At 70.7% G+C, this 16,364-nt stretch carries 14 protein-coding genes; 6 read left to right on the top strand and 8 right to left on the bottom strand.

The window, feature by feature from the left end; translation table 11 throughout:
- The first annotated feature begins 4 nt into the window (after window positions 1-4).
- The 3 genes from AB5J56_RS41075 (at window position 5) to AB5J56_RS41065 (ending at window position 1,446) form a co-directional block, all read left to right on the top strand.
- On the top strand, window positions 5-343 hold the full coding sequence (locus AB5J56_RS41075) for an ArsR/SmtB family transcription factor (protein ID WP_369240906.1): 339 nt from the start codon (window positions 5-7) through the stop codon (window positions 341-343).
- Window positions 340-810 (top strand): ATP-binding protein, encoded by a 471-nt coding sequence (locus AB5J56_RS41070; RefSeq protein ID WP_369240904.1) that lies wholly within the window; start codon window positions 340-342, stop codon window positions 808-810. Before AB5J56_RS41075 ends, AB5J56_RS41070 begins: the two co-directional genes overlap by 4 nt.
- A gap of 219 nt (window positions 811-1,029) precedes the next feature.
- On the top strand, window positions 1,030-1,446 hold the full coding sequence (locus tag AB5J56_RS41065) for a pyridoxamine 5'-phosphate oxidase family protein (RefSeq protein WP_369240902.1): 417 nt from the start codon (window positions 1,030-1,032) through the stop codon (window positions 1,444-1,446).
- A gap of 15 nt (window positions 1,447-1,461) precedes the next feature.
- Here AB5J56_RS41065 and AB5J56_RS41060 read toward each other — a convergent pair whose 3' ends face one another.
- The 3 genes from AB5J56_RS41060 to AB5J56_RS41050 form a co-directional block, all read right to left on the bottom strand.
- On the bottom strand, window positions 1,462-3,192 hold the full coding sequence (locus tag AB5J56_RS41060) for a SulP family inorganic anion transporter (RefSeq protein WP_369240900.1): 1,731 nt from the start codon (window positions 3,190-3,192) through the stop codon (window positions 1,462-1,464).
- Complete coding sequence (locus tag AB5J56_RS41055) at window positions 3,189-3,530, bottom strand: ArsR/SmtB family transcription factor (RefSeq protein ID WP_369240898.1); 342 nt, start codon at window positions 3,528-3,530, stop codon at window positions 3,189-3,191. Before AB5J56_RS41055 ends, AB5J56_RS41060 begins: the two co-directional genes overlap by 4 nt.
- A gap of 186 nt (window positions 3,531-3,716) precedes the next feature.
- Window positions 3,717-3,782, bottom strand: a complete 66-nt coding sequence (locus tag AB5J56_RS41050) for a PhnA domain-containing protein (protein WP_369243080.1) — start codon at window positions 3,780-3,782, stop codon at window positions 3,717-3,719.
- A gap of 95 nt (window positions 3,783-3,877) precedes the next feature.
- On the opposite strand from AB5J56_RS41050, the gene AB5J56_RS41045 reads away from it, so the two are divergent.
- A complete protein-coding gene (locus AB5J56_RS41045) occupies window positions 3,878-5,947 on the top strand; it encodes a pectinesterase family protein (protein WP_369240896.1) in 2,070 nt (689 codons plus the stop codon).
- Window positions 5,948-6,016: 69 nt separating this feature from the next.
- Here the strand turns inward: AB5J56_RS41045 and AB5J56_RS41040 are convergent, their stop codons facing one another.
- Window positions 6,017-7,435: a NarK family nitrate/nitrite MFS transporter gene (locus AB5J56_RS41040; protein ID WP_369240894.1), complete on the bottom strand. Its 1,419-nt coding sequence runs from the start codon at window positions 7,433-7,435 to the stop codon at window positions 6,017-6,019.
- Between the two features lie 256 nt (window positions 7,436-7,691).
- On the opposite strand from AB5J56_RS41040, the gene AB5J56_RS41035 reads away from it, so the two are divergent.
- A complete protein-coding gene (locus tag AB5J56_RS41035; RefSeq protein ID WP_369240892.1) occupies window positions 7,692-8,072 on the top strand; it encodes an ANTAR domain-containing protein in 381 nt (126 codons plus the stop codon).
- A 243-nt stretch (window positions 8,073-8,315) separates the two neighbouring features.
- Here the strand turns inward: AB5J56_RS41035 and AB5J56_RS41030 are convergent, their stop codons facing one another.
- From AB5J56_RS41030 to AB5J56_RS41020, 3 genes are all read right to left on the bottom strand, one after another.
- Window positions 8,316-9,107, bottom strand: coding sequence for a SigB/SigF/SigG family RNA polymerase sigma factor (locus AB5J56_RS41030; protein WP_369240890.1), 792 nt, complete (start codon window positions 9,105-9,107; stop codon window positions 8,316-8,318).
- 270 nt (window positions 9,108-9,377) lie between these two features.
- The gene (locus tag AB5J56_RS41025; protein WP_369240888.1) at window positions 9,378-10,214 is read right to left on the bottom strand and encodes a VOC family protein; all 837 of its coding nucleotides are present in this window, start codon (window positions 10,212-10,214) and stop codon (window positions 9,378-9,380) included.
- Window positions 10,215-10,318: 104 nt separating this feature from the next.
- Entirely contained in the window at window positions 10,319-10,693 is a 375-nt protein-coding gene (locus AB5J56_RS41020; RefSeq protein ID WP_369240886.1) for a DUF6479 family protein, read from the bottom strand.
- 181 nt (window positions 10,694-10,874) lie between these two features.
- On the opposite strand from AB5J56_RS41020, the gene AB5J56_RS41015 reads away from it, so the two are divergent.
- Window positions 10,875-11,357, top strand: coding sequence for an SAM-dependent methyltransferase (locus AB5J56_RS41015; RefSeq protein ID WP_369240884.1), 483 nt, complete (start codon window positions 10,875-10,877; stop codon window positions 11,355-11,357).
- A 142-nt stretch (window positions 11,358-11,499) separates the two neighbouring features.
- On the opposite strand, the gene AB5J56_RS41010 is transcribed toward AB5J56_RS41015, so the two are convergent.
- A complete protein-coding gene (locus AB5J56_RS41010) occupies window positions 11,500-16,341 on the bottom strand; it encodes a DNA repair ATPase (RefSeq protein WP_369240882.1) in 4,842 nt (1,613 codons plus the stop codon).
- Window positions 16,342-16,364 lie beyond the last annotated feature (23 nt).

Genomic DNA, 16,364 nt, shown 5'->3' with positions numbered 1-16,364 from the left:
CGAGGTGCCGGTTCCGCTGTACGAGGCGAAGGCGGAGTTCTTCCGGATGCTCGGGCATCCCGTACGCATCCGGGTCCTCGAACTGCTCCAGGACGGCCCGGCGCCCGTGCGGGACCTGCTGACCGCGATCGAGATCGAGCCCTCCAGCCTCTCGCAGCAGCTCGCCATACTCCGCCGCTCCGGGATCGTCACCGCCACCCGCACCGGTTCGACGGTGGTGTACGAACTGACCGGCGGCGATGTCGCGGAACTGCTCGGGGCGGCCCGCCGCGTCCTGTCCGTGCTGGCGGCGGGCCGGCAGGACCTGCTCGACGAGCTGCGCGGCGCGGAAGCGGGGCGATGATGGGCGAGCACCGATTCCTGCCCTGGCGCAAGGGCAAGCCCGCGGCGGCGGTGGAGCACGTGGCGCCGCAGGTGCAGCGGCACATCACGTCGGTTCCCGTGGGCCCCCAGGCCGTGGCGCGGGCCCGGGAGGCGGTGACCGAGCACTTCCCCGCGGCCGGTGTGGTCCCCGACTCCGCCTTCGCCGACGCGGTGCTGCTGGTGGTCGGCGAGCTGGTGGCGAACGTGCTGCGGCACGCGGCGCACACCCCCGCGATGGAGGTGGGCCTGACGGTCGGCGCCGGACACCTGGTCATCGGGGTCGCGGACGCCGATCCCCGGCTGCCGGACCTCACCCCCGAGTCCATCGGGTCCGGGCTACGCACGGTCACCGAACTGGCCGCCGAGTACGACGGCGACGTCAGCGCGGAACCGGCCGTCGACCACCACGGCAAGGTCGTCCTGGTCCGCTTCCGGATCCCGTCGTGAGTTCCGGCCCCTCCGATAGGGCCGACCGGCCCACGCTGCGACCCATGTGACCCCTGGAGCGGCGCCCTCGTGCCGGAGGATCATGCAGGGGTCACGCGGACGGGACGGCGCGCGCCATCGGAGACCGTCCGCGAAGAGAGGGTTGCCGAAAGTGATCGCTGTCGTGGGCCGTCGGGGCCTCGCCGCGTGCCTGCGTGCGGGCCGGGCCCGGAGGGCGTCGTGAACGCCGCTCCGCGTCCCCGCGCGCGGCTGGTGGAGCTGAGCCGCTACGAGGCGCTGAAGCTGCTGGGCAGCGCGCCGCTGGGGCGCGTGGCCTTCACCGATCGGGCGCTGCCCGCGATCCGCCCGGTCAACCACGTCATGGACGGCGACACCATCGTGATCCGAACCCACAGCGGATCGGCCCTGCTGAAGCGCACGCTGGACACCGAGGTGGTGGCCTACGAGGCCGACCTGCTCGACCCGGCCGCCCGCACCGGCTGGAGCGTGGTCGTCACCGGCATCGCGACCCGGGTGTCGGACCCCGCCGACCTGGCCCGCTACCAGGCGATGCTCGTTCCGTGGGTCGACGCCGAGATGGGGCACGTGGTGCGCATCCAGCCGGACATCGTGAGCGGGTACCGGCTGGAGCGCTGAGCGCCTGCTCGGTCCTCAGCTCTCCGCGCCCTGGGCCGGGGGCATATGGAGGGTGTGGCGCACGTTCCCGGCGGGCAGGACCCCGGCCATCTCCAGGTGGTCGCGGGCGCCCCGGATCGCCTCGGGAGTGGTGGCGTACTCGCGGCCCTCCAGGCGCAGCAGGTCCAACGCGCCCACGGAGTCCAGGACTTGACGCTGGCCGGGCCGGATGCCTGAGGTCATGACGACGATGCCGCGCCGGTTGAGCTTCTGCACGGCGTCCTTGAGGACCAGGGCGCCGGTGGCGTCCATCGTGCTCACCCGGGACATGCGCAGGATCACCACCCGGACGTCGGCGACGTCGGTCAGCTCCAGCAGGAAGCGGTGCGCGGCGGCGAAGAACAGCGGGCCGTCGATGCGGTACGCCACGATGTGCTCGGCGAGCAGGGCGTGTTCCTCGGTGCTGTGGTCGCCGCGGTCGAGTTCCACCTGGTCGAAGCGGGCCTGCTTGGCGACGGCGCGCAGGGCCAGAGCGCCGGCCACCACCAGGCCGATGATCACGGCGTAGACGAGGTCGAGGGCGAGCGTGGCGGCGGCGGTGAGGACGAGAATCAGCGCGTCCGAGCGGGTGGCTCTGGTCATCGCCCTGATCGAGCCGACCTCGACCATGCGGATCGCGGTGGCCAGCAGGACGCCGGCGAGGGCCGCGAGCGGGATCCTGGAGACGAGGGGCGCGGCCGCGAAGACGATCACCGCGAGGATCGCGGCGTGGACGAGCGCGGCGAGCCGGGAGCCCGCGCCGGTGCGGACGTTGACCGCGGTGCGCGCGATCGCGCCGGTGGCCGGGACGCCGCCGAACAGCGGCGCGGTGATGTTGGCGAGGCCTTGGCCGAACAACTCCCGGTCGGGGTCGTGCTTCTGACCGACCGTCATGCCGTCGGCGACGGACGCGGACAGCAGGGACTCCAGCGCGGCCAGCGCGGCGACCGCCACGGCGGGGGCGAGCAGGGATCCCAGTGCGCCGAGGTCGAGGAAGGAGAGCGAGGGGGCGGGCAGGCCGGAGGGCAGTTGGCCGATCGGTGTGGCCGCGTCCAGGCCGGCCGCCTGCGTCACGATCGTTGCCGCGATCACGGCCAGGATGGAGAAGGGGACGGTCGGCCTCAACCGGGCGCCGGCCAGCATGAGGGCGGCCACGGCGGCGGCGAGTGCCAGGGCGGTCCAGTTCGGGTGCCGGGCGAACTCCTCCAGCGCCCGCCAGGTGACCACCAGGACACGGTCGCCCTCGGGCTTGGCGACGCCCAGCGCGTTCGGCACCTGCTGGAGCCCGATGACACATGCGATGCCGAGGGTGAAGCCCTCGACCACGGGTGCGGGCACGTACTGCATGTACTTGCCGGCCCGCGCCGCGGCCAGCGCGACCAGCATCACGCCCGCCATCAGCCCGACGGTCAGCACGCCGGAGGGTCCGTGCGCGGCGACGATGGGCACCAGCACCACCGTCATGGCACCGGTCGGCCCGGAGACCTGAAGATTCGATCCGCCGAAGACGGCCGCCAGCGCGCCCGCGATCACCGCGGTCGCCAGGCCCGCCTCCGCGCCCAGCCCGGAGGAGACGCCGAAGCCGAGCGCGAGCGGCAGTGCGACGATGGCAACGGTCAGCCCCGCGAGCAGGTCGCGGCGCGGGTCGCGACGCATCTCCGCAAGGTCGTTGCGGGCGGGCAGCAGTGCGGTGATCCGGGACCAGGCCCGGATGAATCCCGGGGTCATCGCGCGGCGACCTCGGCTTCTTGCAGCTCGGCCAGGAGTTCGTTGCGCCCGCAGAGCATCTGCGTGAGGATCCTGCGGGCGGCCCGCATGAGGTCGGCGACGTCGCCGCCGGCGAGCTCGTAGACGACCGTAGAGCCCTCGCGCTTCGAGGTGACGATGCCCGAGCGGCGCAGCACGGCGAGCTGCTGCGACAGGCTGGAGGGCTCCACCTCGATGGCGGCCAGCAGGTCCCGCACGGGTGCCGGGCCGTCCTGGAGCAGCTCCAGGACCCGGATGCGTACGGGATGCCCGAGCATCCGGAAGAACTCTGCCTTGGCCTGGTACAGCGGAACCGACACGACCCCTCGACTTCCCACCTCGGACGCGCCACCCCAAGGGGATGCGTGGTGCTGTGCCCGCGGCTACCTGCGGGCACAGCGAAGACAGCATCTAACCAATTGCGAAATTTTGCAATTAAGCATTCCGAGAATGGGTGGCGACGAAGTGGCCTGCCTCGACGGGAAGGGTGCGGGCAGGGCCTAGCGTCAGGCCTTCTTGACGACGCTGGACTTGAGCTGCATGGCGCCGAATCCGTCGATCGTGCAGTCGATGCGGACCGCACTCGGCCGGAAGGCACCGGCAACCTTTCCTCCGCGGGTGGCGACTGATCAACGACCGCCCCCCGCAGAGGAGATGGAAGAGCGCAATGACTGAGATCCGTGGCAAGGCCCGTCACCGCAGGCGCAGAACCGCACTGATCGTCGGAGTGCCGCTCGCCCTGACCGCTGCCGGCACGCTCGCCTACGGCACGGTGTTCGGGGTGTTCGGGGAGGACTCCCAGCCGAAGGCCTCCGCGGCCACCGTGCCCGCCTGGGCCAGCGCCGCCGCCGACGGGTTCGCGTCGGTCAACGCGATGGGGCAGAACGGGACTTACGGCGGGCGGGGCGGCGCGATCGTCACCGTGAAGACGCTCGCGGATCTCGAGAAGTACGCGACGGCCGAGGAGCCGTACGTCATCGTCGTGGCCGCGGCGATCACGATGGACCCCAAGGGCAAGGAGATCAAGGTCGCCTCGAACAAGACGATCATCGGCTCCGGTACGTCCGGGCACATCGTCGGCGGCGGCTTCTTCCTCGGCCAGGGCATCCACAACGTGATCATCCGCAACCTGACGATCCGGGACGCCTACATGGGCACCTGGAACGACAAGGAGCACGACTACGACGGCATCCAGATGGACGGCGCCCACCATGTGTGGATCGATCACAACGACATCCGGCACATGGCCGACGGTCTGATCGACAGCCGCAAGGACACCACCTACCTGACGGTGTCGTACAACAAGCTGAGCAACGAGAACAAGGCGTTCGGTATCGGCTGGACCGACAACACCACCGCGGACATCACGATCCACCACAACTGGATCCACGAGACCGAGCAGCGCAACCCGTCGACCGACAACGTCGCGCACGCGCACCTCTACAACAACTTCCTGCAGGACGACGCGGGCACGGACATCACGTCGTCATACGGCAACTACGCGCGCGGCAAGACGAACATGCTGCTGGAGAACTCCTACTTCCAGGGCATGAACAACCCCGTCATCCGGGACAGCGCCGCCACCCTCGTCCAGCGCGGCAACGTCTTCTCCGGCACCAGCGGCCGCAACGAACAGGGCGGCAGCGGCGCGGCGTTCGACCCGAAGACGTACTACAGCTACACCCTGGACAAGGCGGCCGACGTGCCGGCGCTGCTCAAGTCCCAGGCGGGGCCGCGCAGTTCGCTCGGCACCACCGCCACGACGACGAGCACCGCGTCCGGTACGACGCTCACGGTGGCCCAGGACGGCTCCGGTCAGTACAAGACCGTCCAGGCCGCCGTCGACGCCGTGCCCGCGAACAACGCCTCCCGCGTCACGATCTCGGTCAAGCCCGGAACGTACCGTGAGACGGTCAAGGTGCCCTCCAACAAGCCGCACGTCACCATCCTGGGCACCGGAAGCAGCCGTAAGAGCACGGAGATCGTCTACAACAACGCGGCCGGAACCAAGAAGCCCGACGGCACGACGTACGGCACCACCGGCAGCGCCACCGTCGCGGTCGAGGCCGACGACTTCCAGGCGCGCAACCTGACGATCTCCAACGACTTCGACGAGGCCGCGAACCAGAACGTCACCGGCCACCAGGCCGTCGCGCTGCGCACCGGCGCCGACAAGGTCTTCCTCGACAGCGTCATCGTCAACGGCGACCAGGACACCCTGGAGCTGGAGACCGCCGGCTCGGACAAGCTCGGCCGGGTCTACATCACCAACTCCTACGTCACCGGCAACGTCGACTTCGTCTTCGGCCGGGCCACCGCCGTGATCGACCACTCCGTCGTCACGCTGAAGAAGCGCTGGGACGGCTCCTCGGCCGGGTTCGTCACCGCGCCGAGCACGCAGCCGAACCGCAAGGGCTTCCTGATCAACAACACCACGGTGAACGGCGATGTCTCCGCCGCCAGCTTCTCCCTCGGCCGCAACTGGCACGCGGGCGGCGACGCATCCCTCGACCCGCAGACCACCGTCCGCAACTCCAGCCTCAGCGCGGCGATCAGGCCGGCCCCGTGGTCGGACATGGGCGGCTTCTCGTGGAAGGACGACCGCTTCGCGGAGTACAAGAACACCGGCGCAGGAGCAGGCTCCGCGAGCAGTGACCGCCCCCAGCTCACGGACGCCCAGGCCATGGACCAGACGGTCGCGGCCTGGCTCGGCGACTGGACGCCGACCGCTTCCTGACACCGGACTTCCGGACTTGCCGGTGCGGTCCGGGCGAAGCCGCCGCCCGGACCGCGGCGGCTGTGGGTGTCAGCTCGGCGACTCGGCGCCCTTGCGGGCGTAGAACCACCAGGTGATCACGATGCAGGTGGCGTAGAAGCCGACGAAGCCCCACATCGCGCTGGTCACCGCGAAGTTGGCGAACAGGGCGGGGATGAAGAAGAAGCCGTACGCCGCGATGGCCGCGGTGAATCCGGTGACGGCGCCCGCTTCCATCTCGGTCTGCTTCAGCGCCCGCGTGTACTCAGGGGTGCCCTCGGTGAGGCCCTTGAGGTGCTGGTTGCGGAAGATCACGGGGATCTGGCGGAAGGTCGAGCCGTTGCCGATGCCGGAGAAGAGGAACGCCGCCAGGAAGCAGACGAAGAACCCGGTGAAGTTGCCGCTGTCGCCGCCGGCGGGCAGGAAGGTGATCACACCGATGATCGCGGCCGCCATTCCCACGAAGGAGAGGATGGTGACCCGGGCGCCGCCCAGCTTGTCGGCGATCCAGCCGCCCGCCCAGCGGGCCAGCGCACCGAGGGCCGGGCCCATCCAGGCGTAGGTGGCCACCGAGTAGTCCGGGAACGTGGTCTTGATCAGCATCGGCAGGGCGGCGGCGAAGCCGATGAACGAGCCGAAGGTGCCGACGTAGAGCCAGGTCATCAGCCAGTTGTGCTTGCGCCGGAAAATGATCTTCTGCTGGGCGAAGGAGGTGGAGGCGGTCTTCAGGTCGTTCTGCCCGAACCAGGCGACGGCGGCCAGCACGATCAGGACGGGCACCCACAGGAACGCGGCGTTCTGCAGGTGGACGTCCTCACCGGTCCTGGCGTTGTGCTGCCCCGAGCCGATGGCGATCACCGAGCTGGTGATGACGATCGGGGTGAGCAGCTGGACGACGGAGACGCCGAGGTTGCCGAGGCCGCCGTTGATGCCCGTGGCGTTGCCCTTCTCCCGCTCGGGGAAGAAGAAGCCGATGTTGGCGAGCGCGGAGGAGAAGTTGGCGCCGCCGATGCCGCACAGGGCCGCGATCATCGCCATCACGGTGAACGATGTGGAGGTGTCCTGGATCGCGATGCCCAGCCAGATCAGCGGCACGATCAGCACGACGGTGGACAGTGCGGTGAAGGTCCGCTGGCCGATCCTCGGGCCCAGGAACGTGTAGAAGATCCGGGACGTGCCGCCGGTCAGCCCGGGGATCGCGGTCAGCCAGAACAGCTGCGAGGTGGTGAACCCGAAGCCCACGTCGCTCAGATTGGTCGCGGTGACGCTCCACACCTGCCACACGACGAAGGCCACGAGGAGCGCGGGGACGGCGATCCACAGGTTGCGCCGGGCGACGCGGCGGCCGGTGGAGTTCCAGAACAACTCGTTCTCCGGCTCCCAGTCGGAGATGGCGCGCCCGGGCCGGTACTGCTCCGGGTCGAACGATCGCCCGGTGACGACGGGCGCTTCCTTGACGACAGCTGGCATGGCTGGTCCCGGTGATGAGAAGGGAGGTCCTTGCCCTTCCAGCGTCGTTCGCGGGCGTACGGCAATGCAGAGGCGTTGGTCGTCGCCCTCACCCGCCGTTGGCCCCGCCCGGCCTGGCGTCGAAGGTCCCGGACCCGCCGGACTTCCGGCGCCGGGCGGTCCGCAGCCGTGGGCACTGGCGCCCACCGGGCGGAGTGGCGACCATGGACTCAAGGGAGAGTGGTGCGCTGTCCCGCATGCGTACTCGGAGGCGACGATGTCCTCAGACGCCCGCCCGGTCGGCGCCGAGCCGGCCGGCGGTCCGGAAGAGACGGCCCCGTCCGTCGGCGCGACGGCGGACGAGATCTTCGAACTGCAGGAAGAGATCGACCAGCTGAAGCAGGCCATCACCTCGCATGCCGTCGTGGACCAGGCGATCGGCATGATGGTCGCGCTGGGCCGGATCTCCCCGGAAATGGGCTGGGTCGTCCTGCGGGAGGTCTCGCAGCGCACCAACATCAAACTGCGCAATATCGCGGAGATGATCCTCATCTGGGGCGGCAAGGGAGACATGCCGCCCGATGTCCGCGCCGTGGTGGAGGACACTCTCGACAAGTACGGACCGACCCAGATTCCCGACGGCCCGAGTGACCCCTAAACCTCGATCAACCCTCGATCGAATACCGCGAATACCGCGCGCGCCGATCGGATTCTCCACCGGACCACGAGATCGAGCCGTTCGCCCATGACGAGTTTCGGATCGCCCTTCGAGGTCAACCCGTGAGGGAGCGGCACACTGGGAACCGCTCCCGGGAGGGTTCGGCAGTGAGCTCGCCGCCCGGCCGCCCGGAGCGGGAAGATCCGCCCGGGCGTCCAGGTGTGTGACACAGCCGCTCCCCGACTAGGCCGCATCTGCGGTGACCTCATCACGCATCTCGGCACAGCAGCCGCTGATCAGTCGGGAGACGTGCATCTGCGAGATGCCGAGCTGCTCCGCGATGCGGCTCTGCGTCATACCGCCGAAGAACCGCAGGTAGAGGATCATCTGCTCGCGGGGCGGAAGCGCCTGCAGGCAGGGTTTTACGGCCTCGCGGTCCACGACGAGGTCGAACCCGGGGTCGCACTCGCCCAGTGCGTCACAGAGCGCGTAACCGTCCTCGCTGCCCGGCACCTCCGCGTCCAGCGACAGCGTGGCGAAGCTGTCGAGGGCCTCCAGACCGATCCGTACGTCGTCCTCGCTCAGGTGCGCGCACTCGGCGATCTCGGCGACGGTGGGCCGGTGGCCGCAGGTGGTCTGCGTCAGTTCCTTCAGGGCGACCCGCACCTGGTTGCGCAGATCCTGGACGCGGCGCGGCACATGCAGGGTCCACATGTGGTCGCGGAAGTGCCGCTTGATCTCGCCGGTGACGGTGGGCACGGCGTAGCTCTCGAAGGGGCCGCGTGCGGGGTCGTAGCGGATGACGGCCTTGACCAGGCCGAGCGCGGCGACCTGGCGCAGATCCTCCAGGGACTCGCCCCGGCCGCGGTACCGGCCGGCTATGCGTTCCGACATCGGCAGCCACGCGCTGACGATCTCGTCGCGCAGTGCCTGCTTCTCGGGGCAGTCAGAGAGACAGCACAGCCTTTCGAACGCCGCGGCGGTGTCGGGGGCGTCATCGTGCGGGTGCTGCTTCGTTCCGGTCTTGGTCCGCATGGTGCTTGCCAACTCCCTCGGCGGGTGCTGAGTGGACAGTCACCGCAGGAGAGGCGCGCACACGGACCTTGGGGCACAGCCGCGAACTGGCGAGCCAGCTCCCGCGGACGTGCCTCCTGTCCGAAGCACTAAAAAGCACATTCCCGTATCTCAATTCGCGAAACGGGAATGTGACTGATTCCCCGGTAAAGTCGTACATAAGGTCACACACCGCAATTGCGTCATTCCGAACGGTGACGCCGCGAAATCCCCTGGCGGAATCCTGGGCCGCTAATCGCGTTCCGCCGTGCCCGGCGCCCGGGATCCCGTCAGCCCGGTCTGCTCGGTGACCGTGAAGCAGGCGCCGTCGGGATCGCTGAGGACGGCCTCGTCGGGGCCGGTGCGACGTTGCAGCACGGTGCCGCCGTGGGCCCGCGCGGCCGCGGCGCAGGCCTCCACATCGGCGACGGCGAAGTGGACCCGCCAGTGCGGCCTGATCGCGGGATCGGGCGCCGCCCCCACCGCTCCGGAGTGGATCCGGGCCACCACCTCCCCTTCACTGCGCAGGACGACCTCGTCCCCGTCGTAGTGGACCTCGCAGCAGCCGGGGCGTTCGGTGGCCCACTCCAGGACCTCGCCGTAGAAGATCGCGGCGTCGAAGGCGTCGCGGGTGTGCAGGCGCACGAAGGCCGGGGCGGCGCGGCGCCACTTCTCCCAGCCGGCCACGAGCTCCCCTTCCCAGACGCCGAACACCGCCCCGTCGCGGTCGGCGAGCAGCGCCGCGCGCCCCGGCGGGAAGGCGATGGGTCCGACCGCCCGGGTGCCGCCGCGCTCCTCCGCCCTGGCCACGGCCTCGTCGGCGCTGGAGACGGCGAAGTACGGCGTCCAGGCGACGGCCATCTGCCAGACGGAGGCGACCGCCGCGATCCCGGCGACCGGCACACCGTTCACTCGCGCGATGCTGAACCGGTCGCCGAGCTCGGCGGGCTCGCACTCCCAGCCGAGGACCGCCCCGTAGAAGTCCTCCGTGGCCTTCAGATCGCGTGTGGTCAGGCTGACCCAGCAGGGGGCGCCGAAGACCGAATGGCTGGAGACCACGTCACGCCGCAGGGTCTGGTTGCCGTTCATGCCACCATTGCTCCGTCTCGCCGACACTCGTTACAGCATCGCCCCGACGGGCGCCCCGCGCACGGTGCGGGCCCCTCGGCCTCTCCTCGGCCGGGATCGTGTTCTCAGGTCCTGCCGGGTCCGCCGCTGCCGAACGAACCGCCCGATCCGGGGGTCCAGCGCCGCCTGTGCTGATCGTGGCTTCTCCTGCTGGAGACGTTGCCGACCTCGTACGGGGTCAGCGGCCGGTCGCCGTTGGCCATCCTCGGTATCTCGTCGGTCTCCCGCATCTCCCGCTCCTCGTGGACCGCCCCGGACGCGGGCAGATGGGGCTGTTCCTCCGGGGTCGGAGGCGGCAGTTCCGTACGACGCACCTTCATGCCGAAGCGGACGGCCCAGACCAGCGCACCGGTGATCAGGATGCCCGCCACCAGCGGCGCGATTCCGCCGCGTAGCCAGTCCGACGCGGCCAGTTCTTGGCTCAGGATCAATGCGTTCATGAGGTCCGAGTACCCCACAACACCGGATTACGTATGCGGACGGAAATCTTCCCCGTCCCGGCCGCGCTGCATGATCGATACGGTGGGCAGCGGTCGCTCACGGGCGGCCCTCCTGTCCTGACCGTCCTCCGCACGCGCACCCGCGTGCGAAGGGGGTCCCGTTCGGCGAAAGGCACAGCAGATGTCCGAGAACAGCACCCTGGCCGAGGTGGTCTCACAGCCGATCGGGCAGGTGATCGGCGGACGCGGCGAGGTCCGGGACGACGACTGGGGGCCGGTGTCGGCCGTCATCCGCCTGGACGCGGCCCGGTTCGGTCCTGACGCGCTGGCCGGTCTGGACGCCTTCTCCCACCTGGAGGTCGTCTACCACTTCGACCGGGTGCCCGTGGAGAAGATCGAGACCGGGGCCCGCCACCCGCGCGGCAACACGGACTGGCCGCTGGTCGGCATCTTCGCCCAGCGCGGCAAGAACCGCCCCAACCGCATCGGCGTCTCCCGCTGCCGCCTGCTGCGCACCGACGGGCTCGACATCCACATCCAGGGACTGGACGCGGTCGACGGCACGCCCGTCCTCGATCTCAAGCCCTACATGGCCGAGTTCGGCCCCCAGGGCTCCACGACCCAGCCGGAGTGGGCCACCGACATCATGCGCCACTATTACTGACAGCGCGGCGCAGCAGGAGACAGGAGCCGATCGCGGGGCACGTGACCTGGCAGTGGAGTACGAGACGGTGGGCGTCGACGCCGACGCCTCCTATCCGCTACGGGCCGATGGTCACCGCCGTGACGGTGACCATCGCCCTGCTCTACGTCTGGCTGCGCCACTTCGCGCCCGCCTGACCCGAGGCGTGGTCGGCGGCGCGGGTGATGGCGGACTCGACGGCGGCGATCCGGTCGGCGAGCAGTCCCAGGGATGCCACCGCCCGGACCAGCGGGTCGCCCTCCGGGCCGCCGAGGGCCTGGGTGCGGACGTACGCGGTCTTCAGCTCCGTCCACCGCTCGCCCTGTTCGGGGGTGAGCGTGCCGCGCAGCTCGGCCAGCTTGAGCAGGTTGGCCTCGGCGCCGGTGGTGAGGGTCTGGGCCTCGGCGGCGTAGTGGTCGTCGAGGACGGCGGCGAGTTCGGCGGTGTTCATGACCGGCTGGATCCTTTGGGCGATCTTGTACATGTCACGGTAGGAGCCCTGGAGCCGGAAGGGCGGCTCGGTGCGGGTGGCGTCGGTCTGTGCGGCGGAGGCGATGTAGGCCGCATTGACGGCGAGCACGGTGGCGCGGGCCGTGATCAGGTGGCGCAGGACGGCGAGGATCCGGTCCAGTTCGGCGGGGGCGTACGGGTGGGTGAGCCGGTCGGCGCGGGCCGTGGGGTCGGCGGCGGCGAGGCGCAGCAGCAGGTCGAGGTCGGTGCGGTCGCGGCCCGCGAGCGGGGCGAGCACCGGGTTCGCGGTGAGTGCGTTCTCGACGAAGCTCAGCGCGAAGGCGCCCTCCTTGCCCGTCAGGACGTCGCCCAGGTTCCACACGTCGGCGCGGTTGGCGAGCATGTCGGGGACGCGGAAGCGGGTGCCCGACTCGGTGTAGGGGTTGCCCGCCATGCAGACCGCGAAGCGCTTGCCGCGCAGGTCGTAGGTGCGCGGCTCGCCGTTCCACACACCCTCGATCCGGCGGGTGGCGTCGCACAGCGGGATGAACTTCTGCAGCAGCTCCGGTGAGGTGTGCTGGATGTCGTCGAGATGGAGGAGCGTGTTGCTGCCCGCCTCCAGCGCGAAGTTGATCTTCTCGACCTCGTGGCGGGCCGTGGCGTTCGGGGCTTCGGCCGGGTCCAGCGAGGTGACGGCATGCCCGAGCGCGGGCCCGTCGATTTTGACGAGGACGAGGCCGAGGCGGTCGGCGACGTACTCCATGAGGGTCGTCTTGCCGTAGCCGGGCGGCGAGACGAGCAGCAGCAGGCCGCCGGTGTCGGTGCGCCGGGACTCCCCCGTCGTGCCGAGCTGCTTGGCGAGGTTGTCGCCGATGAGAGGCAGGTAGACCTCGTCGATGAGGCGTCCTCGTACGAACGTGGTCAGCACCCGGGGTCGGTAGGCGTCCAGACGCAGACGGGAGCGCTCGGCGGTGACCAGGGTGGTACGCAGGCGGGCGTAGGCGCGGTGGCCGGGCACCTGGGTGGCGCGGAAGTCGCGGGTGCGGGCGAGGAGTTCGTCGATGCGGATGGTGAGCGTCCGGCCGCTGAGGCGGGGGTGAGTGCCGAGGAGGCCGTCCAGGGTCTCGGTGAGCGGCGCGTCGGATTCGTAGCGGACCAGGTGCGGGCAGAGTTCGGCGGCGACGGCCTCGGCCAGGTCGCCGGGCGCCAGGTCGCAGCCGGTAGAGGTGGTGTATGCGGAGAGCCACGCCTCCACCAGCTGGCGGCGGGCGCCGAGGTCGTCGAGGGCGGCGAGATCGTCGTCGTAGGCCGACGTGCCCACCGTGCGGCGGAACTTGTCGAGGAGGGTGCGGGTGGCGGCGCTGATGACGAACCCTTCCGGTCCGGTCGTCAGTTCCTCGAAGAGGTACGCGGCAGCCGGCGCACCGGTTTCCGCCGCGAGTTCCGCCTGGAAGTCGGCGATCGCCGGGGCGAGCCCGAACGTCTCACGGGCGCGCGCCAGCGACACCGCCCGCCTCCTCCAGTTCTGCCGCTGCTCGTCGGTCGCGGCGTGCGCCCAGAACAGCTGGGCGGCGGCGCGCGCGGCGGGCTCGTGGCGCAGCGGGCCCGTGGCCTCGTGCAGCCTCAGCAGCGCGCCAAGGATCGCGGTGGCGTCGTGGTCGTGCACGCCGCGTTCATAGCCTTCGTCGTACGACGACTGTGCGGACTGTCGTACGAGCGCGGGCAGGTCGGCGTCCGCCAGCGCGGCGGGTCCGTGCTCGGCCAGGAGGCGTGCGGCCAGGTGCTCGGCGCGGTAGACGGACGGGGACTCCGAGGGCAGCGGGCGGTCCCAGTAGGGGCGGGTGGCCGCGAACTCCGGGTCGGTGACCGGGGCGCGGTAGTCGGTGCCGGTGAGCGCGAAGGCCAGGCCGTCTCCGTGCGGGACCAGGGTCAGGTCGAGGGGCTGGGTGTTGACGGCGAAGCGGTGGCGGCCCAGGCGGAGGGTGCGGCCGTCGTCGGCGTACAGGTCGGTGCGGTCGCGCAGGGCGCGGGCCGCCTCCTGACGGGCGGCCTTCAGACGGCCCTCCAGCTCCTCCGCCCTTACCTGGTCGCCGAGTTCACGCAGTTCGTCGGCGGTGCGGCGGAGCTTCACGACCATCGGGTCGGAGGCGAAGTACGTGCTGATCCCGTCGGCGTCGGCGAGGCCCCCGGACCGGCGGGCGACGGTCTCCAGGACCCGGGCGCCGGTTGCGGCCAGCTGTTCGGCGCGGCGGGCGCGGGCGTCGGCGAGCGTCTGCTTGCGGGCGGTGAACGCCTCGTAGACCTCGGTGCGCTTGTCCGCGAGCTCGCCGAGGAAGTCGTCGAACTCCGTGAAGCGGGCTTCCAGGTTCTCCAACTGCACGAGGACAGCGGCCAGTTGACCATCGCAGGACACCTCGCCGTCCACGGCCGCGAGCGCGCTCGTGACCGACTGGCCAAGCAGCGCGAACTCGGCGGCGAATTCGGCGCGCCCCTCCCGGTCACGCAGGGCGCGACGGCGGGCGTCGAGGGTGGCGCGGGCGCGGTTGGTGCCGGCCAGCACCTCGGAGATGCGTTCCAGGATCGAGGTGCGCAGGGTGGCGTCGGCGATGTCGAGGCCCCCGACGACCTCGGTGACGGTGCGCAGGCCGTGGGTGAGGTCATCGAGGCGGGCGGCGAGCGGGGCGGCCTCGGCGACCGTGGGGAGGGACTCGGCCTCCACGGCCAGCCGTTCGACGTCCTGGTGGGAGGCGGTGAAGGCGTCCTCGCGGGCGAGGAAGGCCACGGCGCGCTGCCCGAATCCGGCGAGGTCCGTCTCGGCCTCGGCGGCAAGCTGGTCGATGCGCGCCGTGTCGGCGTACCGCAGCTCCTTCAGGTTCACCAACTGCCCCTGAATGTCGCGCAGTTGGGTCAGTCCGGCCACCCAGCCGGCCGCGTCGCGGGGCGCCTCGCCGCGCAGCCGCCGGACGAGTGCGGCCAGGCGCCCGGCGGTCTCGGCGAGGGCGTCGGCGGCCCCCCGCGTGAGGGACCGGACGGTCTCGAACTCGGCGACCACCTGCTCGGCAGTGGCGCGCATCGCGTCCAACGGGGTGCGCAGGTCACCGAGTTCGGCGTCGTCGAGCCAGTGGTAGGTGTCGGCCGCGCGGACGCAGGCGGCGCGCAGCGCCTCGTACACCTCGGCCGTCGGTGTCGTCTCGGCGACGGCGCCGGTCAGGGAGAGACAGTCGGAGATGCCGCGCACGAGGTCGGCGTTGCCGATGCGGGCGAGCGGTCCGGTGCCGGTGGGCCGGGCGGCGGCATGGGTGTCGGAGACGAACGGGGACGTCCACAGCTGGAGCGGGTGCACACGTGCCGGTTCGTCGTTGTCGGCGCGGAGCACTGTGAGCGAGCCGTCGTCGAAGAGCGCCCAGCCGTGGCAGGACAGCGGGGTCGCGATCTCCTTGCGGATCATGTTGTACGGGAGCAGCAGACTGCGGCCCTCCACACGCGCGTGAAAGGCGAACAGCACGTCCTCGCCGTTGGGTGAGCGCACTTCCCGCTCGAACTCCAGGTCCGTGGTGTCGAGTTCGAAGGTCTTGTGGGCGCCGGTGGCCAGGCAGTAGCCGCCCGGGAAGACGATGCCCTGGTCCTCGGGCAGGCGGCGGCAGGCCTGTCCGATGCCGTCGAGGCGGACCACCTGTCTGGTGAGTGTGTTGAACACCAGGTGGCGCCATGCGTCCTCCTTGTAGGGGCGGATGCGCAGCACGATCAGGGCGCCCACGCGCGCATGGGCGATGTCGGCATCGGCGAGCGACTGGAGCGGTTCGTCGACCGGCTCGGCGTAAATCCCCTCGCCTGTCTCGGTGTTGTCCTCGACCTTGATGGTGAGGGTCCCGCCGACCGTCTCGACGAAGACCTCGCCCTGGATGGAGACGTGCGGGTGGCGGCCGAGGACGTGGTCGTCGCGGGTGGTGTCCGTCCACGTGAAGTCGTGGGACGGCGGGAAGACATGGTCGCGCTCGCCCTGCGCGTCGAGGAACGCCGCGCGGCCGTCCTCGGTGAGCGTCCAGCGCAGCACGCGGATGTCGCCAGGCTCCTCACCGGTCCGGAACACGGCCAGCACCTTGCCGTCCACGCGGCGCAGTTGGAGGAGGTGCGCCTGCCGGTAGTAGCGGTAGAGGGCCGCGAACTCGCGGACGAAGCCGGGGTCGTCGAGGAGACCGGGCACCGCGTTATCGGGCAGCCGGTTCAGGTCGCGGTCGTGCAGTGCGAAGACGTCGCCGACGGCGGTCTCGGGCTTGAGGCCGAGGAACACGTTGGAGCCGAACAGCAGCCGGTCGCCGACGGAGACGATGTCGCGGGGCACGCAGTGGTGCTCGGTGCGCAGCCGCTCGGTCCCGCTGAGCGTGAGCCGGGTCGAGCCGAACTCCTCGACGCGGCGGGCGTTGAGCGCCTCGGCTCGCAGGGCGAGGTCCGCCGCCTGTGCGGCGAGGCGATCACGGAGCACCTCGTACGGACCGGTGTCCGGGCCGGTTGCCATGGATCGGCTTCCTTTCAAGGAGT

Origin of the sequence: Streptomyces sp. R21, assembly GCF_041051975.1 — a bacterium.
GTDB lineage: Bacteria > Actinomycetota > Actinomycetes > Streptomycetales > Streptomycetaceae > Streptomyces.
The sequence above is the reverse complement of the archived record's forward strand: the minus strand, read 5'-3'. Positions and strand labels throughout refer to the sequence as shown.